Origin of the sequence: Nocardioides seonyuensis (assembly GCF_004683965.1) — a bacterium.
Taxonomy (GTDB): Bacteria; Actinomycetota; Actinomycetes; order Propionibacteriales; family Nocardioidaceae; genus Nocardioides; species Nocardioides seonyuensis.
Map to the genome: position 1 here is coordinate 1,173,298 of NZ_CP038436.1, position 22,754 is coordinate 1,196,051.

At 71.5% G+C, this 22,754-nt stretch carries 17 protein-coding genes, 1 tRNA gene and 1 pseudogene; 7 read left to right on the forward strand and 12 right to left on the reverse strand.

Annotated features, from left to right (window positions below; all coding sequences use genetic code 11):
• Window positions 1-474: 474 nt before the first annotated feature.
• Entirely contained in the window at window positions 475-1,863 is a 1,389-nt protein-coding gene (locus tag EXE58_RS05785; RefSeq protein ID WP_135266978.1) for an NAD(P)/FAD-dependent oxidoreductase, read from the reverse strand.
• A gap of 112 nt (window positions 1,864-1,975) precedes the next feature.
• Between EXE58_RS05785 and EXE58_RS05790 the strand changes: the two genes are divergently transcribed.
• On the forward strand, window positions 1,976-3,358 hold the full coding sequence (locus EXE58_RS05790; RefSeq protein WP_244242447.1) for an aspartate aminotransferase family protein: 1,383 nt from the start codon (window positions 1,976-1,978) through the stop codon (window positions 3,356-3,358).
• A 21-nt stretch (window positions 3,359-3,379) separates the two neighbouring features.
• Here EXE58_RS05790 and EXE58_RS05795 read toward each other — a convergent pair whose 3' ends face one another.
• The 6 genes and pseudogenes from EXE58_RS05795 to selD form a co-directional block, all read right to left on the reverse strand.
• Window positions 3,380-4,660, reverse strand: a complete 1,281-nt coding sequence (locus EXE58_RS05795) for an L-lactate MFS transporter (protein WP_135266980.1) — start codon at window positions 4,658-4,660, stop codon at window positions 3,380-3,382.
• Complete coding sequence (gene nrfD / locus EXE58_RS05800) at window positions 4,660-5,802, reverse strand: NrfD/PsrC family molybdoenzyme membrane anchor subunit (RefSeq protein WP_135266981.1); 1,143 nt, start codon at window positions 5,800-5,802, stop codon at window positions 4,660-4,662. The genes EXE58_RS05795 and nrfD overlap by 1 nt, the downstream gene beginning before the upstream one ends.
• A complete protein-coding gene (locus EXE58_RS05805; RefSeq protein WP_135266982.1) occupies window positions 5,799-6,749 on the reverse strand; it encodes a 4Fe-4S dicluster domain-containing protein in 951 nt (316 codons plus the stop codon). The genes nrfD and EXE58_RS05805 overlap by 4 nt, the downstream gene beginning before the upstream one ends.
• Window positions 6,746-9,493: pseudogene (gene fdh / locus EXE58_RS05810) on the reverse strand (formate dehydrogenase); the annotation flags it as partial. The gene EXE58_RS05805 and the pseudogene fdh, both read right to left, overlap by 4 nt.
• 12 nt (window positions 9,494-9,505) lie before the next feature.
• Window positions 9,506-10,093: a dehydrogenase gene (locus EXE58_RS20540; RefSeq protein WP_135266984.1), complete on the reverse strand. Its 588-nt coding sequence runs from the start codon at window positions 10,091-10,093 to the stop codon at window positions 9,506-9,508.
• A gap of 97 nt (window positions 10,094-10,190) precedes the next feature.
• Window positions 10,191-11,234: a selenide, water dikinase SelD gene (selD, locus tag EXE58_RS05820; protein ID WP_135266985.1), complete on the reverse strand. Its 1,044-nt coding sequence runs from the start codon at window positions 11,232-11,234 to the stop codon at window positions 10,191-10,193.
• A gap of 44 nt (window positions 11,235-11,278) precedes the next feature.
• On the opposite strand from selD, the gene EXE58_RS05825 reads away from it, so the two are divergent.
• The 3 genes from EXE58_RS05825 (at window position 11,279) to selB (ending at window position 14,558) form a co-directional block, all read left to right on the forward strand.
• A tRNA-Sec gene (locus EXE58_RS05825) sits at window positions 11,279-11,373 on the forward strand.
• A gap of 41 nt (window positions 11,374-11,414) precedes the next feature.
• A complete protein-coding gene (selA, locus tag EXE58_RS05830) occupies window positions 11,415-12,785 on the forward strand; it encodes an L-seryl-tRNA(Sec) selenium transferase (RefSeq protein ID WP_135266986.1) in 1,371 nt (456 codons plus the stop codon).
• A 3-nt stretch (window positions 12,786-12,788) separates the two neighbouring features.
• Window positions 12,789-14,558: a selenocysteine-specific translation elongation factor gene (selB, locus tag EXE58_RS05835; protein WP_135266987.1), complete on the forward strand. Its 1,770-nt coding sequence runs from the start codon at window positions 12,789-12,791 to the stop codon at window positions 14,556-14,558.
• A 30-nt stretch (window positions 14,559-14,588) separates the two neighbouring features.
• Here selB and EXE58_RS05840 read toward each other — a convergent pair whose 3' ends face one another.
• On the reverse strand, window positions 14,589-15,491 hold the full coding sequence (locus tag EXE58_RS05840) for a LysR family transcriptional regulator (protein WP_135266988.1): 903 nt from the start codon (window positions 15,489-15,491) through the stop codon (window positions 14,589-14,591).
• 86 nt (window positions 15,492-15,577) lie between these two features.
• Here EXE58_RS05840 and gabT point away from each other — a divergent pair, with 86 nt between their 5' ends.
• Both gabT and EXE58_RS05850 read left to right on the forward strand, forming a co-directional pair.
• Complete coding sequence (gabT, locus tag EXE58_RS05845; protein WP_244242448.1) at window positions 15,578-16,972, forward strand: 4-aminobutyrate--2-oxoglutarate transaminase; 1,395 nt, start codon at window positions 15,578-15,580, stop codon at window positions 16,970-16,972.
• 26 nt (window positions 16,973-16,998) lie between these two features.
• Complete coding sequence (locus EXE58_RS05850; RefSeq protein ID WP_135266990.1) at window positions 16,999-18,453, forward strand: NAD-dependent succinate-semialdehyde dehydrogenase; 1,455 nt, start codon at window positions 16,999-17,001, stop codon at window positions 18,451-18,453.
• A 1-nt stretch (window position 18,454) separates the two neighbouring features.
• On the opposite strand, the gene EXE58_RS05855 is transcribed toward EXE58_RS05850, so the two are convergent.
• Entirely contained in the window at window positions 18,455-18,895 is a 441-nt protein-coding gene (locus EXE58_RS05855; protein WP_135266991.1) for a hypothetical protein, read from the reverse strand.
• A gap of 400 nt (window positions 18,896-19,295) precedes the next feature.
• On the opposite strand from EXE58_RS05855, the gene EXE58_RS05860 reads away from it, so the two are divergent.
• A complete protein-coding gene (locus EXE58_RS05860) occupies window positions 19,296-20,294 on the forward strand; it encodes a hypothetical protein (protein ID WP_135266992.1) in 999 nt (332 codons plus the stop codon).
• On the opposite strand, the gene EXE58_RS05865 is transcribed toward EXE58_RS05860, so the two are convergent.
• The 3 genes from EXE58_RS05865 to EXE58_RS05875 all read right to left on the reverse strand — a co-directional run bounded on the left by EXE58_RS05865 (window position 20,284) and on the right by EXE58_RS05875 (window position 22,748).
• Window positions 20,284-20,709 (reverse strand): hypothetical protein, encoded by a 426-nt coding sequence (locus EXE58_RS05865; RefSeq protein WP_135266993.1) that lies wholly within the window; start codon window positions 20,707-20,709, stop codon window positions 20,284-20,286. The two genes, EXE58_RS05860 and EXE58_RS05865, sit on opposite strands and share 11 nt — an antisense overlap.
• Before the next feature lie 90 nt (window positions 20,710-20,799).
• A complete protein-coding gene (locus EXE58_RS05870) occupies window positions 20,800-21,732 on the reverse strand; it encodes a PP2C family protein-serine/threonine phosphatase (RefSeq protein WP_135266994.1) in 933 nt (310 codons plus the stop codon).
• Window positions 21,733-21,974: 242 nt separating this feature from the next.
• A complete protein-coding gene (locus EXE58_RS05875; protein WP_244242449.1) occupies window positions 21,975-22,748 on the reverse strand; it encodes an alpha/beta fold hydrolase in 774 nt (257 codons plus the stop codon).
• Window positions 22,749-22,754: the final 6 nt, after the last annotated feature.

Consider the following 22,754-nt stretch of genomic DNA (forward strand, 5'->3'; position numbering starts at 1 on the left):
CTGTGCTCCTTCTCCGAGTGAGGGCAGGTCGACGTGGATGTGCCCACTTCACCCGGCACCTAGCCGGACGGCTGGCTGGCGCTCGCTGCGATCAGTCCATGTTCAGCAGGAGGGTCAGCAGCACCGACGCCGCGACCGACACCGCGATCATCACCAGACACCCCATCGCGCCGCCCAGCGGCCTCACACGTACCGGACTCATGGACCCACCACCTCTCGAGGACCCCCGTACCCCGGTGCGGCCGTGATGAGCCCTGCAGTCGCGGGACGATCGCGTCAGGCGTATCGGCGCCCACTCTGCGCGGTGAAGCTGACGCTGACCGAGTCGTTCTCGCGGTGATGCCGGCAGATGCCCGCCTCCTGCAGCTCTTCGAGGACTTCGAGCGGCGGCTCCTCATCCGGGGTGTATGACCTGGGTCGCTGATCACTCGTACCTGGTACGAGCAACGCGCGACCTAGGTGCAGTGGTCACCCCTAGAAGTCGAAGCCCACGCCCAGCCGGTCGAGCGTGCGCAGCCACAGGTTCCTTCGGCCAGTCCGGTCCTCGCGGGCGAAGGCCCAGCGGGTGAGGGTGATCCCCACCCAGGCGAACGGCTCGGGAGGGAACGGCAGCGGCGTCTCGCGCACCATGCGCAGCCGTGTCCGCTCGGTCTCCTCACCGGTCACCAGGTCGAGCAGCACGTCGGCCGCGAACCGCGACGCCCCGACGCCGAGCCCGGTGAAGCCGAGCGCGTAGGCGGTCCGCCCCTTGTGGGCGGTCCCCCAGAACGCGCAGAACCGCGTGCACGTGTCGATCACCCCGGACCAGCGGTGGGTGAAGCGGATGCCGTCGAGCTGGGGGAACGTCTCGGCGAAGTTGCGGGCCAGCAGGTCGAAGGTCTGGGGGCGGTCGTAGTTGCCCGGGGCGACCGAGCGCCCGTAGTGGTAGACCGCCTCGTAGCCGCCCCACAGGATCCGCCGGTCGGGCGTGATCCGGTAGTAGTGGAACTGGTTGCCGGAGTCTGCGACGCCGATCGCCGGGTCCCAGCGCAGCGACGCCAGCTGCTCGGCGGTCAACGGCTCGGTCGCCAGCACGTAGTCGTAGACCGGCACCACCGACCAGCGCAGTCGTGGCACGAGGCCCTGGAAGGCGTTCGTCGCCAGCACCACCGACTGCGCGTGCACCACCGACCTCGTCCCCCCGCCGCGCACGCGCGCCTCGACGCCGTACGACGTCTCGCGCAGCGCCTCGACGCGGGTGCCCTCCGCGATCCGGGCACCGAGTCCCTCCGCCGCCCGAGCCAGCCCCCAGGCCAGTCGTGCAGGGTCGACGAGCGCGCACCCCTCTGCGTCGAAGCGCCCCGCCAGGTAGGTCGGGGAGTCGACCATCTCGCGCACGGCCTCGGTCGTGAGGAAGCCGGGCTGGTCCGGCTCGTGGGCCGCCACCTCGTGCGGGGTCCGAGCCACCGACAGCTGGCCGCCGCGGACGAAGCCGCACTCGATGCCGTAGCGGTCGACTGTCTCCTCGATCTCGTCGAGGTTGCGCAGGCCGAGGGCGTGGATGGTGTCGTACTCCTCGGGCCAGCGGGCGCGACCGTTGGCCTCACCGTGGGTGAGGCTGGCCTCGCAGAAGCCGCCGTTGCGACCGGTGGCGTGCTCGGCGATGCGGTCGCCCTCGACGAGGAGCACGCTGAGGGTCGGGTCGCGCTCGAGGGCGCGCAGGGCGGTCCACAGCCCGGTGAATCCGCCGCCCACGACCAGGAGGTCGACCTCGCAGCCCTCGGTGACCGGCGGCCTGGGGTCCGGACGATCGGCGCTGTCGAGCCACAGGGGAACGAGGGCCGAGCCGGCCCAGCTCGCGTCGACCGTGGCGTCCGAGCTCATGTCGGCACCCTAGACCATCTTCTTCGCATCCCGTTGTCCAGACGGGCTTGCACCTTCGGAATCGTTGGTGTTCGGCTTGCCAGAAGGGGGATACCAGCCCATGATGGGGCCCATGGCTCTCGATTCGGATGCTCAGCAGCGCGCCGCCAAGGACAACCTCTGGATGCACTTCACCCGGCAGGGCGGCTACGCGGACCACGACGTGCCGGTCATCGTGCGCGGCGAGGGCGCCTACATCTACGACGACAAGGGTCGGCGCTACCTCGACGGGCTGGCCGGACTCTTCGTCTCGCAGCTGGGCCACGGTCGCACCGAGCTTGCCGAGGCCGCGGCCAAGCAGGCCAAGGAGCTGGCGTTCATGCCGCTGTGGTCCTACGCGCACCCACCGGCGATCGAGCTGGCCGAGCGGGTGGCTGCCTACGCCCCCGGTGACCTCAACCGGGTCTTCTTCACCAGCGGCGGCGGCGAGGCCGTCGAGACCGCGTGGAAGCTGGCCAAGAACTACTACAAGCTCACCGGCCGGCCGATGAAGCACAAGGTGATCAGCAGGGCCATCGCCTACCACGGCACCACCCAGGGTGCGCTCTCGATCACGGGGCTGCCCTTCCTCAAGCAGCAGTTCGAGCCGTTGGTGCCCTCGACGTTCCGGGTGCCCAACACCAACTACTACCGCGCGACCGAGCACGGCTCCCCCGAGGGGCTGACTCCCGAGCAGTTCGGGCGCTGGGCCGCCGACCAGATCGCCATCGCCATCGAGAACGAGGGCCCTGACACGGTCGCGGCGGTCTTCCTCGAGCCCGTCCAGAACGCCGGCGGGTGCTTCCCTCCCCCGCCCGGCTACTTCGACCGGGTGCGCGAGATCTGCGACCAGTACGACGTCCTGCTCGTCTCCGACGAGGTCATCTGCGCCTTCGGCCGGCTCGGCCACATGTTCGGCGCCGACCGCTTCGGCTACCAGCCCGACATCATCACCTGCGCCAAGGGCATCACCTCGGGCTACGCACCCCTGGGCGCGATGATCGCCTCGGACCGGCTGATGGAGCCCTTCCTCGAGGACGGCGCGATGTTCGCCCACGGCTACACCTTCGGCGGCCACCCGGTGTCGACCGCGGTCGCCCTGGCCAACCTCGACATCTTCGAGAGCGAGAACGTCCTGGAGCACGTCCGCGACAACGAGGGTGCCTTCCGCGCCACGCTCGAGCGGCTCAAGGACCTGCCGATCGTCGGCGACGTGCGCGGCGAGGGCTACTTCTACGGGATCGAGCTCGTCAAGGACAAGGACACCAAGGAGACCTTCAGCGACGAGGAGTGCGAGCGGATCCTGTTCGGCGCGGTGTCCAAGGGACTCTTCGAGGAGGGTCTCTACTGCCGCGCCGACGACCGCGGCGACCCGGTCGTGCAGCTCGCCCCGCCGCTGATCTGCGACCAGTCGCACTTCGACGAGATCGAGCAGATCCTGCGCGTGGTCCTCGACAAGGCACACGCGCTGCTCTGACGCTGGCCGCCTCGCGGGGGACTACGTGGTCCGACGATCCGCCGGGGGCTTGGCGACGAACGTGAGCGCCACCGCGGCCAGGGCGATGACGCCGATCGTGGTGTAGGCCAGCGTGTACGCCTTCTCCTCGCCGATCAGGGCCGAGGCGATGATCGGGCCGATGATGCCGCCCAGGCTCCAGCCGATCAGCATCAGGCCGTAGATCGCGCCCGCGAACTTCACGCCGAAGAAGTCGCCTGCCGTCGCGGGCATGGTGCCGAAGGTGCCGCCGTAGCAGAGGTAGATCACCGCGGCCAGCACGGCGAACAGCACCTCGTTGCTCGCCTGGGGCAACAGGATCAGGCAGATCCCCTGGAGCCCCAGGATGGCGGCGAACGTCTTCATCCGGCCGATCCTGTCCGAGATCGCGGCCCACACGATGCGGCCGCCGCCGTTGAAGATCGCCAGCACGCCCACCAGCGTCGCGGCCCCGCCCACGGAGTACCCGGCGATGTCGGTCGCGCTCAGCTTGGCCTGCGAGATCAGCGAGATACCGGCCGAGACGCTGAGCGTGAGGATCGCGGTCAGGAGGTACCACTGGGGGGTGCGCAACGCCTCACCCTGGGTGTAGTCCTTGCGCTGGTCGACGGCGCCGCCCCCCGAGGCGGACTCGTGCCCGGGCACCGCGTAGTCCGCCGGCGGGTTGCGGAAGATCGAGGCTCCCACCAGGGACATCACGAGGTAGGCGATGCCCAGCGGCAGGAAGGCGCCGGTGGGGTCGTCGGGGTCGCGGTCGATGAGCCACTGCGCCACCGGCGAGGTGAGCACCGCACCGAAGCCGAACCCGCCCACCGCGAGGCCGGTGATCAGGCCCTTCTTGTCGGGGAACCACTTCTGCAGCATCGCGATCGGCACGATGTAGGCGAAGCCGAGGCCGAAGCCGCTGATGACGCCGTAGCCCAGGATCAGCAGCCAGTAGTCGTCGGCGCCGTTCGTCATCGAGGCGAGCAGGATCCCGGCGGCGTAGATGACGCCGCCGAGGAGCGCCACCAGTCTCGGGCCCTTGGCGTCCTGCAGTCGGCCGCCGACGTAGCTGCCGACGAAGATCATGCCGATGGTGACGGTGAACGGCATGGACGCGCGTACCTTGCTCAGCTCCCACGACGGGGCGTTCTCCAGAGCGCCGCCGAAGACGCTCCAGGCGTAGACCGCGCCGATCGAGAACTGCAGCAGCAGGCCGCCGGCGACCAGCAGCCAGCGGAAGCCGCCTGAGGGCACCGCGTCGTCGGTCCGACCGTGGGTGGTGTCCTGGTTGCTGGTCATCACTGGCCTCTCCGGTCGGGGGGCGCGTAGCGCACCGGCTCACCTCGGTCGAGCCGCTCCCGCTGCGGCACGACGGTGTACTTCGGGTCCTTCGCTGACGCGATGCCGGCCTCGAAGACGCCGAACCGGGTGCACAGGGATCCCGCCATGAGCGCAGCACCGGACACCACCGACACCGCCCGGCTGCGTCCGCCGACGAGCGCCCCGACCGCTCCCGCCGCGGTCAGCACCTTGCTGGCGCGCATGAGCCGTCCGGCGATGCCCTGGTGCAACGGCTCGGCCATCAGCCCCATGGACTGCTCCATCTTCCGCTCCGCGAGCAGCTCGACGACGGCGCCGCCGACGGCGTAGGTGCGCGCCGGCCCGGCTTGGGACGTCGGGGTGCCGACCATCGCCAGGCCCGCGGACGCCGCGGCAGCCGAGCCGCAGAACACGAAGGGCAGCTCCTCGTGGGCGGAGTGCCACGACGGCGTGGCCGTGTCGGAGAGCAGCACGGCCGTGTAGGCCGCGACCGGCGGCGCCGTCAGCCCGGAGACCAGCCCCGCGGGGGTGCCCAGCCTCGAGAGCAGCCCGACCAACGGGGCCCACCGCCCCCTCCGCACGGGCTCGGGCAGCATGTCGGCGACCTCCGCGGCGAAGGCGAGCCCCGCGAAGGGCCCGTGCAACGTGAGGATCCACGTGCCGACCGACATCGGCGAGGTGAGCTTGACGACGCGCATCATGTTGAGGAAGCGACTGGGCCTCCCGAGGTCGTGGACGAGGAAGCCGACGCTGAGCCCGAGGCCGCCGATCGAGCCGAACCTCGCCACCCGCCGAAGGGCGGGACGACCGGTCAGGTCCGCCCCGGCCGCGAGCATCGCCGACCCGGCCGCCACCCCGCCGGTGAAGAGGTAGGCGGCGATGTCGTGCTCCCACGGCGCGGGCTTCACGACCTGGCGGCCGTAGTAGGAGGTGAACTCAGCGTCCGGGACCATCACGTCGCCGACGCCCTCACGGCGCCGCTGGCCGCGGGCGTCCCGGCCGCCGCGAGCACCACGCCCGGCCCGTCGCGACGGACTGCCGCCGTGGGTGGGCTCGGACCACTCGGCCGGCTGCTGCCGCGTGCTGGTGTCGACCACCCGGTTGTCAGGGGGCTTGCTCATGCACGCCTCCCGAGGAACGAGACCGCCGCGCCGGCCAGCATCGCCAGGGCGGCGACGCCCGCGCGGTTGAACATGCGCGGCAGGTCCTTCGTGGTCACCACGGGGTCGGGCGGCAGCCCGTAGACCTCCGGCTCGTCGAGCAGGAGGAAGAAGGCGCCGGTCCCGCCCACGCCGTCGTTGGGGTCGTTTCCGTAGAGGCGGGCGTCCATGATGCCCTGCTCGTGGAGCGCCGCCACCCGCTCGTCGGCGCGGCGACGCAGCTCGTCGACGTCGCCGTACTGGATGGACTCGGTGGGGCACGCGTTGGCGCAGGCCGGACGCTGGCCGTCGGTGAGCCGGTCGTAGCAGAGCGTGCACTTCTGCGCGATGCCGATGTTCTCGGCACCGTCGGGTCCGCGACGCCGGTCGATCACCCCGAACGGGCAGGCCGCGACGCAGTAGCCGCAGCCGTTGCAGATGTCGTCCTGCACCACGACCGTGCCGAACTCGGTGCGGAACAGCGAGCCTGTCGGGCAGACGTCCAGGCACGCTGCGTGGGTGCAGTGCTTGCACACGTCGGACTCCATCAGCCAGCGGAAGTCCGGCTTCGCCTCGTCGGGGACGACCGGGGCACCCATCTCCGGCATGCCCAGGTCGACGGCCGGCCGCGGCAGGTCGGCCTGCTGGCCCGGTTGGCCGGCGGTGCCGCCTGCCGGCCCGGGGCGCTCGATGAACGCCACGTGGCGCCACTGGTTGGCGTTGAGCGAGTGGCTGTTGTCGTAGGAGGTGCCGAGCATCTCGAAGAGGTTCTCCGGGACGTCGTTCCACTCCTTGCACGCCACCTCGCAGGCCTTGCACCCGATGCACACGGAGGTGTCGGTGAAGAAGCCCTTCCGTGCCGGGGGGTCGGCATATCCCGCGTCCGCGGCCGGGTCCACCGGCCCGAAGAGGCTGTTGCGCCCGATCATCCGTCCTCATCCTCCTCGGAGTCGTCCTGCAGGGCCGCCGAGGCGGCCTGGGCCGCTGCCGACGCCGTGACGGCTGACGGGTAGACGTCCTCGACCACGCCCGAGCGCTCGCGGTAGCCCCTGACGTAGTCGCGGAGCTCAGGTCCTCGCGGCCGGCGGCCGGGCTGGACGTCGCAGGTGCCGACCTTCGACTCCTGGATCAGCACGTTGGGGTCGAGGGTGATCCCGAACAGGTCGTTGGTCGAGTCGCCGCTCACGAGTCCGCCCTGTCCCCAGTGGTACGGCATCCACACCTGGTGGACCCTCCGGCCCTCCACGCGGAGGGGGCGCAGGCGGTCGGTGACCAGGACGCGGCCCTCGATCGCCGAGCGGGCGGTGATGACGTGGCACCAGCCCATGTGCTCCAGGCCGCGCTCCTCGGCAAGCTCCGGGGAGACCTCGACGAACATCTCCGGCTGCAGCTCGGCGAGGTGCTCGAGGAAGCGGCTCATCCCCCCGGCGGTGTGGTGCTCGGTGAGCCGGCTCGTGGTGAAGATGAAGGGGAAGACGCCGTCGTCGCCCTCCGGCGGCGAGGGATTCATCCGGTTGGCGGAGCGGTTGTACTCCTTGCGGGTGGGGTTGGACTGCTGTCCGTAGAGCGGGTTGCGGAACGGCGACTCGACCGGCTCGTAGTGGGTGGGCAGCGGTCCGTCGATGAGCCCCTGCGGCGCGAACAGCGCGCCCTTCCCGTCGCCCTGCATGATGAAGGGGTCGATCCCCTCGATGGCCGCGACGCCGTCGGACCCCTCGGGCGCGCGGTACGACGGCGGCTTGGTCTTCTCGAAGTCGGGGACGTCGGCACCGGTCCACTCGCGCTTCTCGTCGTCCCACCAGACGTAGGCCTTGCGCTCGCTCCAGGGCCTCCCCTCGGGGTCGGCCGACGCGCGGTTGTAGAGGATCCGCCGGTTCATGGGCCAGACCCAGCCCCACTCGGGGGCGACGTAGGACTGGTCGTGGCGCGACTTGCGGCGCGCCGCCTGGTTGACGCCGTCGGCGTAGACGCCGGTGTAGATCCAGCAACCGCCGAGCGTCGACCCGTCGTCCTTCATCTCGGTGAACGACGAGAGCGGACGGCCGGTGGCGACCTCGTAGCCGTTGATCTCCTGCAGCACCGCCTCGGCGGAAGGCTCGTCGTGCTGGCCGTGCACCGGGTAGTCCCAGGCGAGGTCGAGCAGTGGACGGTCCCGCTCGTCGGTGGAGTCCGCCAGCCGTTCCCGCATCATCCGGCCCAGGTGGTAGAAGAACCACAGGTCGGACCTGGCGTCACCCGGCGGCTCGACCGCCCTCTCGCGCCACTGGAGCATCCGCTGGGTCTGGGTGAAGGTGCCCTCCTTCTCGGCGTACGACGCGGCGGGGAACAGGAAGACCTCGGTCGCGCACTCCTCGGGGACGATCTCCCCGGTCTCCACCTCGGGGGAGTCCTTCCAGAAGGTCGCCGACTCGATCTCGAACAGGTCGCGCACGACCAGCCAGTCGAGGTTGGCCATGCCCAGGCGCTGCGCACGTCCGTGTGCGGAGCCGACGGCAGGGTTCTGGCCGAGGAGGAAGTAGCCCTTCACCTTCCCGTCGATCATGTCGAGGGTGGTGCGGTAGGTCCCGTGGTCACCCGTGATCTTCGGCAGGTGGTCGAAGCAGAAGTCGTTCTCGGGCGTCGCCTTGTCGCCCCAGTAGGCCTTGAGCAGGTTGACCGCATAGGCCCGCGAGAGCGACCAGAAGCCCTTGCTGCCGGGGTTGCGGACGCTGTCGATCCACTCGTCCAGGCTCTGGTGGGACTCGGCGTTCGGCATGGGGAGGTAGCCGGGCAGCAGGTTGAACAGCGTCGGGATGTCGGTCGAGCCCTGGATGCTGGCGTGTCCGCGCAGCGCCATGATGCCGCCGCCGGGCCGTCCCATGTTGCCCAGCAGCAGCTGCAGGATGGAGCCGGTGCGGATGTACTGCACACCGACGCTGTGCTGGGTCCAGCCGACGCTGTAGACGAGGGCCGTGGTGCGCTCGCGGCCGGAGTTCTCCGTCCAGGCGCGGCACACCTCGAGGAAGTCTGCCTCGGAGATGCCGCAGGTCTGCTCGACCATCTCGGGCGTGTAGCGCGAGAAGTGGCGCTTGAGGATCTGGTAGACGCAGCGAGGGTGCTGGAGGCTGGGGTCACGCGGTGGGTTCGCGGTCACCTGCATGCCGTGCGACTCGTTCTGCATGCCCGCGGCGGTCTCCCGCTGCTCCTCGGTGTCCTCGGAGTCGTCGGCCTGCGCCTCGCCCAGCTCGGCGTCGGTGTCCTCGGACGCGTACTGCCAGCTGGTCGGGTCGTAGGTGCGCGTCTCGGCGTCGAAGCCGGAGAAGAGCCCGTCGAGGTCGTCGGTGTCGGCGTAGTTCTCGCTGACGATGTTCGCCGCGTTGGTGTAGTTGACGACGTACTCGCGGAAGTCGAGCTCGTGGGTCAGCACGTAGTTGACGATCCCCCCGAGGAAGGCGATGTCGCTGCCGACGCGGATCGGCACGAACGTGTCGGCCAGCGCGCTCGTGCGGGTGAACCGTGGGTCGACGTGGATCACCCGGGCGCCGCGCTTCTTCGCCTCCACGACCCACTGGAAGCCCACCGGGTGGGCCTCGGCCATGTTCGAGCCCTGGATGACGATGCAGTCAGCGTTGGCGAGGTCCTGCTGGAACCCGGTGGCGCCGCCGCGACCGAAGCTGGTCCCCAGACCGGGGACGGTGGCGGAGTGTCAAATACGAGCCTGGTTCTCGATCTGGATGGCGCCCATCGCGGTGAAGAGCTTCTTGATGAGGTAGTTCTCCTCGTTGTCCAGCGTGGCGCCGCCGAGGCTCGCGATGCCCATCGTGCGCCGCAGCCACCGGCCCTCCTCGTCCTTGTCCTGCCAGAACTGGCGCCGGGTCCTGAGGACCCGGTCGGTGAGCATCTCCATGGCGGTGTCGGCGTCGAGGTCCTCCCACTCGGTGCCGTAGGGCCGCCGGTACTTCACCGTGGTGACGCGCTGGTCGCTGGTCACCAGGTTCTTGCTGGCGGATCCCTTGGGGCAGAGCCGGCCGCGGTTGACCGGGGACTCCGGGTCACCCTCGATCTGGACGATCTGCTCGTCCTTGACGTAGATGTTCTGGGCACAGCCCACTGCGCAGTAGGGGCAGACACTGCGCGCCACGCGGTCGGCGGTGCTGGTGCGAGGCTGCACCTCGTCGGTACGCCGCGAGCGCACCGCGGCGCCGCGTCCGAGGAAGTCGCCGCCGGTCAGCTGGCGCAGGACGGGCCACGGGAGCAGGGACCGGCGAGCTCCACCGCTCCCCTGAGAGGCCATGGCGTCCACCTCCTGGCTCGCGCAGCACCCCGGCTCTTCCCGGCACGTCGACCGTAGGCGTACCCACTGTGACGGTCAACACACCTGCGAGGTCAGGTCATCTCACGACGATCGCGTGCTCCTGGGCTGGGACCAGCTCTCCGACCACGGGGTGCCCGGGGACCTCGCCCGCCACCAGCAGCCCACCTGAGGTCTGCGCGTCGGCCAGCAGGAGGAGCTCGTCCTCGTCGATGCCCGATCCCGCCCCGACATGGGGGCGCACCCAGTCGAGGTTGCGCCTGCTCCCGCCTGGCACGAACCCCTCGGCCAGCGAGCGGCGCGCCCCGTCGACGTACGGCACCGCAGCGGCGTCGACGACCGCGGTCACGCCGCTGGCACGGCACATCTTGAACAGGTGGCCAAGCAGCCCGAAGCCGGTCACGTCGGTGGCGGCGCGCAGGCCGGCACCGACGGCGAAGACGCTCGCCTCGCGGTTGAGCGTCGTCATCACCGCGACCGCCTCGGCGAACCACTCCCCCGTGGCCTTGTGCCGGTTGTTGAGGACGCCGAGCCCCAGCGGCTTGGTCAGCGTCAGCGGGATCCCGGGGCGGGCGGCGTCGTTGCGCAGCAGCCGGTCGGGGTCGCCGAGGCCGGTGACTGCCAGCCCGTACTTCGGCTCGGGGTCGTCGATGCTGTGACCGCCCGCGAGGTAGGCGCCCGCCTCGCTGCACACCTCGCCGCCGCCGCGCAGGACCTCGGCAGCCAGCTCGAAGGGGATCCGGTCGCGGGGCCAGCCGAGCAGGTTGACCGCCACCACCGGCGTGCCGCCCATGGCGTAGACGTCGGAGAGCGCGTTGGCGGCGGCGATCCGGCCCCACTCGTAGGGGTCGTCCACCACCGGGGTGAAGAAGTCGGCGGTCGCGATGACCGCCCGGCCGGTGCCGTCGGGGGCCGGGTCGATCCGCACCGCCGCCGCGTCGTCGCCGTCGTCGAGGCCCACCAGCAGGTCGCCACCGGCACGACTGCCGGGGAGGTCGCGCACGATCGCCTCCAGCTCGCCGGGCGGCACCTTGCACGCACAGCCACCACCGGCAGCGAACTGGGTGAGCCGGATCGCGGCACCCGTCGGCCGGGACGTCTGGTCGGGCGCCTCGGTGCTCATGCTCCCAACCTAGGCCTCCAGGTGGCTAGGGTGAACCTGCGCGTGGAGGCGTTCCTCGTCTGGTGACGGGCGCGGTCCTCAACACCGTTGTGGCCGAGCATCTCGGTCAGGCGGGTTCGATTCCCGTCCGCCTCCGCCACGCGCGCTGACATCGTGGACGGGTACGACGGGAGGCGGCCGGTGGAGGAGCCCCAGGACCCCCGCCGCCGGGTGCCCCGCACCGACCTCGTGCTCGCCGACCCGCGGCTCCTGACCGCGGCCGAGCGGCTCGGCCAGGGCCTGGTGAAGAGGGTCGTCGTCGCCACGCTCGCACGCTGCCGTGCCGGGTTCCTCGCCCCCGACCCCGACGTCGTCACCGAGGCCGCCCTCGCCGCCCTGCCCGCCACCGCGACGACCCTGCGACCGGTCGTGAACGCGACCGGCGTGGTGGTCCACACCAACCTCGGCCGCGCACCGCTGTCGGCCGCCGCCGTCGAGGCGATGGTCCTGGCGGCCGGAGCCACCGACGTCGAGCTCTCCCTCGCCAGCGGCCGGCGGGACCGGCGCGGCCGCGGCACCCTCGCGGCCCTGGCCGACGCGGTGCCGGCTGCCGGCGGGGTGCACGTGGTGAACAACGGCGCCGCCGCCCTGGCGCTGGCCTCCCTGGCGCTCGCGGCGGGACGCGAGGTCGTGGTGGCCCGCGGCGAGATGGTGGAGATCGGTGACGGCTTCCGCATCCCCGAGCTCGTGGAGTCCGTCGGCGCGCGGCTGCGCGAGGTCGGCACCACCAACCGCGTGCGGCTCGCCGACTACGAGGCGGCGATCGGTCCCCGGACGGCGTTCGTGCTGAAGGTCCACCCCTCGAACTTCGAGGTGCGCGGCTTCACCTCGACGGTCTCCGTCAAGGAGCTCGCCGGTCTGCTCGCCGGCCTGCCCGGCGAGAACGTCGTACCGCTCGTGGTGGACATCGGCTCCGGGCTGCTGAGATCACACCCCCGACTGCCCGACGAGCCGGACGCGACCACGGTGCTGCGCGACGGCGCCGACCTGGTCACCGCGTCCGGCGACAAGCTGCTCGGCGGACCACAGGCGGGGCTGCTCCTCGGTGACGCAGGGCTCGTCGAGCAGCTGCGTCGCCACCCGTTCGCCCGTGCGCTGCGCGTCGACAAGCTGACGCTGGCCGCGCTCGAGGCCACGCTGACCGGGCCGGAGACACCGGTCGCCGCGGCGCTGCGCGCCGATGCGGGGGCGCTCCTGGCGCGGGCCAGGGCGGTGGCCGAGTCACTGGCGCACGAGCTCGACGACGACACCGGTTGGGCGATCGCCGTCCCGTCCACCGCCGCCGTCGGGGGCGGCGGGGCACCCGGCGTCGAGCTGGCGAGCGCCGCCGTCTCGCTGCCCGCCTCGCTGGCCACACTGCTGAGGCAGGGCGACCCACCGGTGGTCGGACGGGTGCGTGACGGCCGGCTGCTGCTCGACCTCCTGACGGTCGCGCCCGAGGACGACGCCACGCTGGTCACCGCCGTCGTCAGCGCCGTGGTCGCCGCTGCCGGCCGCGCGGACCAGGGTTGACCGGTGCACGTCGTCGCGACCGCGGGCCACGTCGACCACGGGAAGTCGACGCTGGTCAAGGCGCTCACCGGCACCGAGCCCGACCGGCTCGAGGAGGAGCGCAGGCGGGGCCTGACCATCGAGCTGGGCTATGCGTGGACGACCCTGCCCGGCCCGGACGGCGCGACGGAGCAGGAGGTCGCGTTCGTCGACGTACCCGGCCACGAGCGGTTCCTGCGCACCATGCTCTCCGGGGTCGGACCGGTGCCCGCCGCCCTGCTCGTGGTGGCGGCCGATGACCCGTGGATGCCCCAGGCCGCCGAGCACCTCGCTGCGCTCGCCGCCCTGGGGGTCGAGCACGCCGTCGTCGCGGTCTCCCGCACCGACCTGACAGACCCGAGTGCGACCGCCGCGCGCGCCCGCACCGAGATCGACCGCACGCCGATGCGCGGGGCCGCCGTCGTCCCGGTCAGCGCTGTCACCGGGGCGGGTCTCGACGACCTGCGCCGGGCGATCGCCTCGATGGTCGCGTCGCTGCCGGCTCCCGACAGCGCTGCGGACGTGCGGCTGTGGGTGGACCGTTCCTTCCACGTGCGCGGCGCCGGCACGGTCGTCACCGGGACGCTGGCATCCGGCATGGTGCGGGTCGGTGACCGGCTCTCGGCCGGTGACCACGCCGGACCGGTCCGGGTCCGTGGGCTCCAGGCGCTCGGGACCGATCGCGAGACGGTGAGTGGGGTGGCCCGCGTGGCACTCAACATCGTGGCCGACGACCGCGCCGACGTGTCGCGGCACGCCGTCCTGGTCACCCCGGGCGCCTGGCTCTTCACAGGGGCCGTCGACGTGCGCCTGAGCCCCGCTGGGCACGATGCGCTCGAAGCCCCGCCGCCCGAGCGGTCCGTCCTGCACGTGGGGACGCTGGACGTCCCGGTCCGCGTCCGTCCCTTCGACGACCGGCACGTCAGGCTCACCCTCGACCATCCCGTGCCCCTGCGCATCGGCGACCGGGCCGTGCTCCGCGACCCGGGCAGCCGCCGCATGTGGGGAGTGGGGGTGCTGGACCCGGCCCCACCACGGCTACGGCGACGCGGGTCCGGACGCAGGCGGGCGGAGCTGCTCGGCGCCCACCCAGGCGTGCCGGAGCTGTCCGGTGAGGTACGCCGGCGCGGCGTCGTGCACGCCGACCGGTTGCGGATGCTCGGGGTGGCCGTAGGACCCGGCGCCGGGTGGCTGGTCGACGAGGCGGCCGGCGACGCCCTTCGCCGGCGGATGCGCGAGGTGGTGGACCGTCACGACGCCGAGCACCCGCTCGATCCCGGCATGCCGGTCCCGGCCCTGACCCGGGTGCTGGCGCTGCCCGACCTCCAGGTGACGCTCGACCTGGTCGCGCCGCCCCTGCGGGTGACCGGTGGACGAGTGACCGCCTCCACCCCCGACCGAGGCCTGCCCGCCGACCTGGAGCGGTCGCTGTCGGCTCTCGCCTCCGATCTCTCGGACGCTCCGTTCGGAGCGCCCACGGCAGACCGGATGCGCGAGCTCGGCCTGGACCGCAGGTCAGTCGGCGCGGCTGCGCGGGCCGGCCGGCTGATCGACCTCGGCGACGGGATCGTGCTCCTGCCGGACGCCCCGGCCCGAGCGGTCGAGGAGCTGGCGGAGCTGGCCCAGCCCTTCACCACCAGCGAGGCGCGACAGCGCCTGGGGAGCACGCGCCGGGTCGTGCTGCCCCTGCTGGCCCACCTCGACCGGACCGGGTTGACCCGGCGGCACGACGACGACCGGCGCGAGGTCGTCTGACGGCGTCCGTGGGGCCGGCCCGACGCAGGCTCACTCCACGTGCTCGTAGCGCGACTCGCAGAAGGCGTTCAGCCGGCGCGCCAGGTCCTGGAGCACTCCGGCGGCGTGGTGGTCGCGCCGCCAGGCGGCGTGCAGGCTGATCGTCAGCGTCGCGCCGCGTTCACCGCCCTGGGTGATCCGCAGGGGGACCAGCCCGAAGCGGGGGTCGTCGGAGACGATCGCGACCCCCCGTCCGGCCGCCGCGAGGGCCTGGGCGACCTCGGCCGTGGTCAGCTCGGTGACGGCGTCCAGCCCGACACCGGCACCGAGGAGCGCTGCGTCGAGCGCCTGCCGGGAGTGCTGCTCGGGGCTGAGCAGCAACAGTGGCTCACCGGTCATCTCGGCCAGGTCGACCGACCCCGGCGAGCCTCGCTCCGCCCACGGGTGGTCGGCGCGGACGTAGGCCCAGACCGGGAGCGAGGCCAGCGGCAGGGAGGCGAGGGATCCGGGTGGCGCCGTGGTGCCCACCGCCAGGTCGGCGCCTGCGTCCAGCGACGGGTAGATGTCGGCCGGCAGCTTCGCCCACACGGTGGGCATCGGGTCGTCCGGCCCCCACGTGCTCAGGAACGGTGCGATCACGTCGGTCAACGTGGTGGCCGGACAGCTGATGGTGAGATCGCGCAGGGCACCTTCACGCAACGCGTCCGCCGCCCGGCCCGCGAGCTCGGCCCGGACGAGCAGCTCCTTGGCGACCGGCAGGAAGTGACGGCCGGCGGAGGAGAGCGAGAGCCGACGGCCCTCACCACGGTCGAAGAGCGTCAACCCCAGCTGGCGCTCCAACCCACTGAGCTGGCGGGACAACGAGGGTTGGGCGACCCGCACGGCGCGCGCCGCGGCGCTCACCGAGCCGGTCTCGGCCACGGCGACGAAGTACCGCAGCAGGCGCAGGTCCACGGGTCATCCTTCCCATGCCTGACAGGCATGGTTCTTCACACGAACAGGTATTGGACAGCATGCCACCGAGCGCCGACGCTTGGCACGTGAACGACTCCCCGGCCCCGATCGAACAGGACGGCGTCGAGCAGCACGGCGTCGAGCAGGTGCGGCGCCTCGTCACCGAGGTCCCCGGTCCGCGCTCCCGCGAGCTCGACTCGCGCCGCTCGGCCGCGGTGTCGGCCGGCGTCGGCGTCGGGCTCCCGGCCTACGTCGCCCGCGCTGGTGGGGGCGTGCTGGTCGACGTGGACGGCAACCACCTGATCGACTTCGGCTCGGGCATCGCCGTGACCAGCGTCGGCAACGCGGCACCCGAGGTGGTGGCGCGGGTGCAGGCACAGGTCGCCGACTTCACCCACACCTGCTTCATGGTCACCCCCTACGAGGGCTACGTCGCGGTGTGCGAGGCACTGGCGGAGCTCACGCCGGGAGAGCACGTGAAGCGCAGCGCGCTCTTCAACTCAGGCGCCGAGGCGGTCGAGAACGCCGTCAAGATCGCGCGCACCCACACCGGGCGCCAGGCGGTCGTCGCCCTCGACCACGCCTACCACGGTCGCACCAACCTCACGATGGCGCTGACTGCCAAGAACATGCCCTACAAGCAGGGGTTCGGTCCGTTCGCCGGCGAGGTCCACCGGGCTCCGATGGCCTACCCGTTGCGGTGGCCCGGCGCCGCGGAGAAGACCGAGGAGCAGATCGCGGCCGAGGCGCTCGACGCCTTCGTCAGCACCATCCGCACCCAGGTCGGCGAGTCCAACACCGCTGCCGTGATCGTCGAGCCGATCCAGGGCGAGGGCGGCTTCGTCGTACCCCCTGCGGGATGGCTGCGCGGGGTCGCCGACTTCTGCGCCGAGCACGGCATCCTGCTCATCGCCGACGAGATCCAGACCGGCTTCTGCCGCACCGGCGACTGGTTCGCCTGCGACCACGAGGGGGTCGTGCCCGACCTGATCACCACGGCGAAGGGAATGGCCGGCGGTCTGCCGCTGGCCGCGGTGACGGGACGAGCCGAGGTGATGGACTCGGTTCACGCCGGCGGGCTGGGCGGGACGTACGGCGGCAACCCGGTCGCGTGCGCCGCCGCCCTCGGCGCGATCGAGACCATGCGCAGCCACGACCTGGTCGGCCGCGCCCGCCGGATCGAGGCGATCCTCCGCCCTCGTCTCGAGGCTCTGCAGGAGAAGTACCCCGTCATCGCAGAGGTCCGCGGACGCGGAGCGATGCTCGCCGTCGAGCTGACCGCGGGGCCAGGCGACCTGACGCCCCACGCCACGGCCACCGCGGTGATCAACAAGCACTGCCACTCCCAGGGCCTCGTCACGCTGACAGCGGGTACGTTCGGGAACGTCCTGCGCTTCCTCCCGCCGCTGGTCAGCCCCGACCACCTGCTCGAGGATGGGCTGGACATCATCGAGGACGCCTTCGCCCGGGTCCTCGGCTGAGGACGACTCGAGAGGAACCGCCCCCCATGAACGAGAAGGCTGTGCTCGGCAAGGTCCCGACGGGGCTGTTCATCGCCGGCGAGTGGCGGGACGCCACGGGCGGAGGCACCACCGACGTCGAGGACCCCGCGACCGGCAAGACCCTCGCGACCGTCGCCTCCGCCGCCGCCGACGACGGCCGTGCGGCGCTCGACGCTGCGGTCGCAGTCCAGGGTGAATGGGCGGCGACTCCGCCTCGCGAGCGGGCCGAGCTGCTTCGATCGGCCTTCGACCTGCTCACCGAGCGTGCCGACGAGTTCGCGATGCTGATGACGCTGGAGATGGGCAAGCCGCTGGCGCAGTCCAAGGGCGAGGTGACCTACGGCGCGGAGTTCTTCCGATGGTTCTCCGAGGAGGTCGTGCGCATCGCCGGTCGCTGGTCGGCCAGCCCCGACGGCAACACCCGGCTCCTCACGATGAAGCAGCCGGTGGGCCCGGTGCTGATGATCACTCCGTGGAACTTCCCGCTCGCGATGGGCACCCGCAAGATCGGGCCTGCGATCGCCGCCGGCTGCACGATGGTGGTCAAGCCGGCGCAGCAGACGCCGCTGACGATGCTGGCCCTGGCCGACCTGCTGCGCGAGGTGGGTGTGCCGCCCGGCGTCGTGAACGTGGTGTCCACTCACGACACGTCCGACGTGATGGAGCCGCTCATCGGCGACCCGCGCCTGCGCAAGCTCACCTTCACCGGCTCGACCCCGGTGGGTCAGATGCTGGTGAAGCAGTCCGCGGACCAGCTGCTGCGGGTCTCGATGGAGCTCGGCGGCAACGCGCCGTTCCTGGTCTTCCCCGACGCCGACCTCGACCGGGCGGTCGACGGCGCGATGCTGGCCAAGATGCGCAACATGGGCGAGGCGTGCACCGCCGCGAACCGGTTCCTCGTCCACGCCGACGTGGCGGAGGAGTTCGGCCGCCGGTTCGGCGAGCGGATGGCCGCCGAGCGTGTCGGCCGTGGCACCGAGGATGGCGTCACGGTCGGCCCACTGATCGACCGGAAGGCACAGGGCAAGGTGGCCGAGCTCGTCGACGACGCTGTGAGCAAGGGCGCCACGGTCGTGACGGGCGGTTCGACCACCGGCGAGGCGGGCTACTTCTTCGAGCCGACGGTGCTCACCGACGTGCCTGCGGAGGCCGAGCTCAACCAGGAGGAGATCTTCGGGCCGGTCGCCCCGATCACCACCTTCACCTCCGACGACGAGGCGCTCCGGCTCGCCAACTCCACGCCCTTCGGCCTGGTCGCCTACGCCTTCACCCAGGACCTCTCGCGCACGATCCGCGTCAGCGAGGCCCTGGAGTTCGGCATGGTCGGCATCAACCAGGGCATCGTCTCCAACCCTGCCGCCCCCTTCGGCGGGGTCAAGCACTCCGGCTTCGGCCGCGAGGGCGGACCCGAGGGGATCGAGGAGTACCTCTCCGTGAAGTACGTCGGCATCGCCCCCTGACCTACCAGGCCGCATGCCCGCCGACGCCCCGGCGTCTTCGCATCTGACGGAGATGGACGGCGTACAGAAGCACCGCGCCCCAGACCACTCCCATCACCACCCACGGCACCACCCCCACTCCGAGGGTGAACGTGGTCAGCGCGCCCACGGATCCCACGAACGAGGCGGCACTGGCGAACCCCCATCCCTGGGTCAGCGGGGCGATCTCGTCCGACCACCGTGCCCCTGCGCTGCGACTCCGCCGCACGGCGAGGAAGAACACGCTGGAGAACCCGAGCAGCGCGATCAGCGCGAAGATGTCGAGGGTCACCGCGTGGGAGCCCGACAGGGCGGTCGGCACGAGGTCGTCGCCGCTGGAAGCCGCAACGACCCTGCCGTCCAGGCGATACACCGTCCCCCGGCCGGCCGACAGCGGCACGGCCTCACCCCAGGTGGGCGTCATGCCGAACGTGTCGGTCCGTCCGACGCCGTCGGTCGCCCACCACTCGTCTGGTCCCCGTCGACTGTCGTGAGGCCCGCTGAGAGCGACCTCCTCGGAGACAAGGCACGTCGGTCGCAGCTCGGAGCACAACGCGCCCGACTGCAGCGCCCTGTGCTCAGCGATGCTGCGCGGCAGGTCAGCCGCAAAGAACGGCACCGGGACGAGCAGGACGAACGCGGCGATTATGCAGCGCCTCGGCGTGGTGTGTCCCGACCACCGCGACCGGTTCACTGGATTCGGCGCCACCCGCAGAGCCTATGCCGATCAGATCTGCGCGGGTGTGCCGCGAGCACGTCTCGGACCAGAGGAGCCCGGTGTTCATTCACGTGAATGAATACCACGACGGCGCTAGCGTGCAGGGATGACCACGTCGCGCGTCCTCCTCGCCGTCGCAGCAGCGGCCCTGACGATCGCGCCGCTCGCCGCCTCGGGCGGGACTGCCGAGACCCCGGCGCCGGCCGCGGTCCGCGCGGGCGCCGCCGCCTGCCCGGTGTTCCCCGACGACAACTGGTGGCACGCCGACATCAGCTCCCTGCCGGTGCACGCAGAGTCCAGCGAGTGGCTCTCGCACATGGACACCGACGTCGACCTGCACCCCGACTTCGGACCGTCCTACGGCGACGGGCCCGACTACGGCATCCCCGTCACAGTGGTCGGCAAGCACCGCTTGGTCCGGGTCCGCTTCGACTACGCCTCTGAGAGCGACCGGGTGCGCTACCCGCTGGGCCGGGACACCCGCATCGAGGGCGGTCGGCGCAGCGACGGTGACAGGCACGCGATCGTCGTGGATCGTCGTACCTGCCGCCTCTACGAGACCTTCGCCACCCGCAAGGAGCGCGGGACGTGGCGCGCGGGATCAGGTGCGACGTGGTCGCTGCGCTCCAACGCCCTGCGCCCCGACGGCTGGACCTCCGCCGACGCGGCCGGGCTGCCGATCCTGCCGGGGCTGCTGCGCTGGCGGGAGGTCCGTGACGCTGCCAACGATCTGGGGGCCATCGACCACGCGATCCGGTTCACCGTCCCCGCGACGAGCCGCCACCACCTCTGGCCCGCCCGGCACGACGCCGGGTCGACGGACTCCCGGGACTACCCGCCGATGGGCGCGCGCTTCCGGCTCTCCGACGACTTCCCCACGCAGGGGTACGGCGCCCATGCCAGGTCGGTGATCGAGGCGATGCAGACCTACGGGCTGGTGCTCGCCGACAACGGATCGTCGTGGTTCTTCCAGGGCGAGCAGCACCGGCGCTGGCCGAGCAGGCTCATCGAGGAGCTGAAGACGATCCCCGCCTCGGAGTTCGAGGCGGTGGACACCTCGTCGCTGATGGTCGACCCCGACTCGGCCCAGGTCATCAGCAGATGAAGTCGAGCTTCATCCGCTCCTCGGAGTCGAGCTTCGCGACGGGCTGTGAGCAGACCAGCGCGTTCACGTCGGCTGCTCCCTCGATCTCCACAAGCGCCTCGGCGAACACGTCCTCCACCTGCGGGCACAGCTGCTGCAGGCCAACACGGGTGACGGCGGAGGTGGCGGTGTCGCCGGAGGTCCCGAGCGTCACGACCCAGTTGGCGACGTCGGTGCGCTGACAGTCGACGGCGGCCTGGCGCTTGAGGGTCTCGAGGTCGACCTCGGCACCCAGTGCCTCCTCGGCGTCCGCCTGCCACTTCGTGTCCACGTCCTGCGTGGAGAGCTTCGCACTCTCGGCGGCGGTGTCCTCGCCACCGGAGCAGGCAGCGAGGGCGGGGAGGGCGAGGACGAGGGCGAGGACGTAGGCGCGCATAGCGGCGATGGTAGGTAGTTCGACATCAACATACTCACGGTTTGTGAAGACTGGGGGCGTGACTGTCCTCACCCCGGTCGACGGCGACCCTCAAGCGGGGACGCGAAGAGCCAGCAGCGCGACGTCGTCACTGGGGAGCTGGCCCTGGAACTCCAGCACTCGTTCCAGCACACGCTGCACCAGCTCGTCGACCGACGCGGGCTCGGCCAGCGCCGAGAGCAGGCGGGCCTCGCCGAAGAACTCGGCTCCCTGCCGCGCCTCCGTCACGCCGTCGGTGTGGACGAAGAGCGACTGCCCCGCGGTCAGCAGCATCGACGCCTCGTCGAAGTAGGCGTCGTCGAACGCGCCGACGAAGGTCCCCGGCTGGCCGAGGGGCTCGGGTTTCCGACCCGGGGACAAGAGGAGCGGCATGGGGTGACCGCCGGCGCTGCTGGTCACCCGCCACCCGCCGGGCTCCCGCCGCAGGCGCATGACGACCAGCGTGCAGAAGCGTTCGCTCTCGCTCGCGAGCAGGAGCGCGTTGAGCTCGTGCAGCAGCGCCTTGGGAGACGTCTCCAGCACTGCGAGTGCGCGGACCGAGTGTCGTACGAGCGAGGTCACCACCGCGGCCTCGACTCCCTTGCCGCACACGTCGCCCAGCGCCACCACCCAGTCGTCGTCGGCGACCTGGAAGACGTCGTAGAAGTCGCCGCCCACCTCGTCGCCGCGGCCTGCAGGTCGGTAGGCCGTGGCCAGCTCCAGACCGGGAACATCGGGATCTGCCGGCGGGATGAGCGTCTGCTGCAGTGTCTGGGCCAGCCGGACAGCACGCCGCTCGGACTCCTCCGCGCGTTGCTTGGCCAGCAGCAGCTCCTGCTCGTAGCGACGGCGATCGCTCGCGTCGAAGACGGCGTAGCGGGTGATCCGCGGCTCGCCCCCGCTGCCGCGCTCGAGGACCGCGTTGAGCAGGACCGGCATCCGACCACCGCCGGCGACGACCAGGTCGAGCGCGATCTCCTTGACCTCGCCGTGACCGTGCAGCATCGGGCTGACATGGGTCTCGTGGTAGATCCTGCCCCCGGCGTGAGCAGGTCCACCAGCCGCCGCTTTCCCACGAGGTCGGCCACGTCGTAGCCGGTCCAGATCAAGAACGTCGCGTTGACCTTGGCGACCGTGCCGTCCGGACCTGTCGAGAGGTAGCCGCAGGGCGCCCTGTCGTAGAGAGCTGCCGGGTCGTCGTCGAGCAGCGCCGCCTGGAAGGCCTCGATGGCCGCGAAGGTCGCCACTCAGCCACCCAGCCCGGCCAGGAAGGGCTCGAGTGCTCCGATGACCTCGTCCGGTGCGCTGAGGTTGGGACAGTGCCCGGTGGCGTCGAGCACGACGAGCACGCTGTCGGGAATCGCGTCCGCGACGTGCTGACCCACCTCCATCGGGGCGATCAGGTCGTCGCGACACTGCATCACCAGGGTCGGGGCGGTGACGCGGGGGAGGTCGGCGCGGTTGTCGGAGAGGAAGGTGGCGCGCGCGAAGCGCTCGGCGATGTCCGGGTCGGCCCGGCAGAAGCTCTGGGTGAGCTCGTCGCCGAGCTCGGGGCGCTCGGCGTTGCCGACGATCACCGGAGCCATGGCGCTGGACCATCCGAGGTAGTTGCTCGACAGCGCGGTCAGCATCTCGTCGATGTCCTCGCGCTCGAACCCCCCGGTGTATCCCTCGTCGTTGACGTAGCGCGGCGACGGGCTGACGAGCGCGAGGGCGGTGATCCGGTCCGGGGCGCGCAGGTGTGCCAGCACGCCGATCATCGACGAGACCGAGTGACCCACGAAGACGACGTCTCGGAGGTCGAGCTCCTCGCAGATGCGTACGACGTCGTCGGCATAGCCGTCGAGGGTGGCGTAGCGGTCCGGGTCGTAGAGGGCCTCGGCGTGGCCCGCACCCACGTGGTCGAACAGGACGACGCGGTGGTCGGCCTCGAAGTGGGGCGCCACGAAGCGCCACATGTTCTGGTCGCACCCGAACCCGTGGGAGAGCATGAGCACCCGCCCGCCATCGGGTCCGCTCACTCGCAC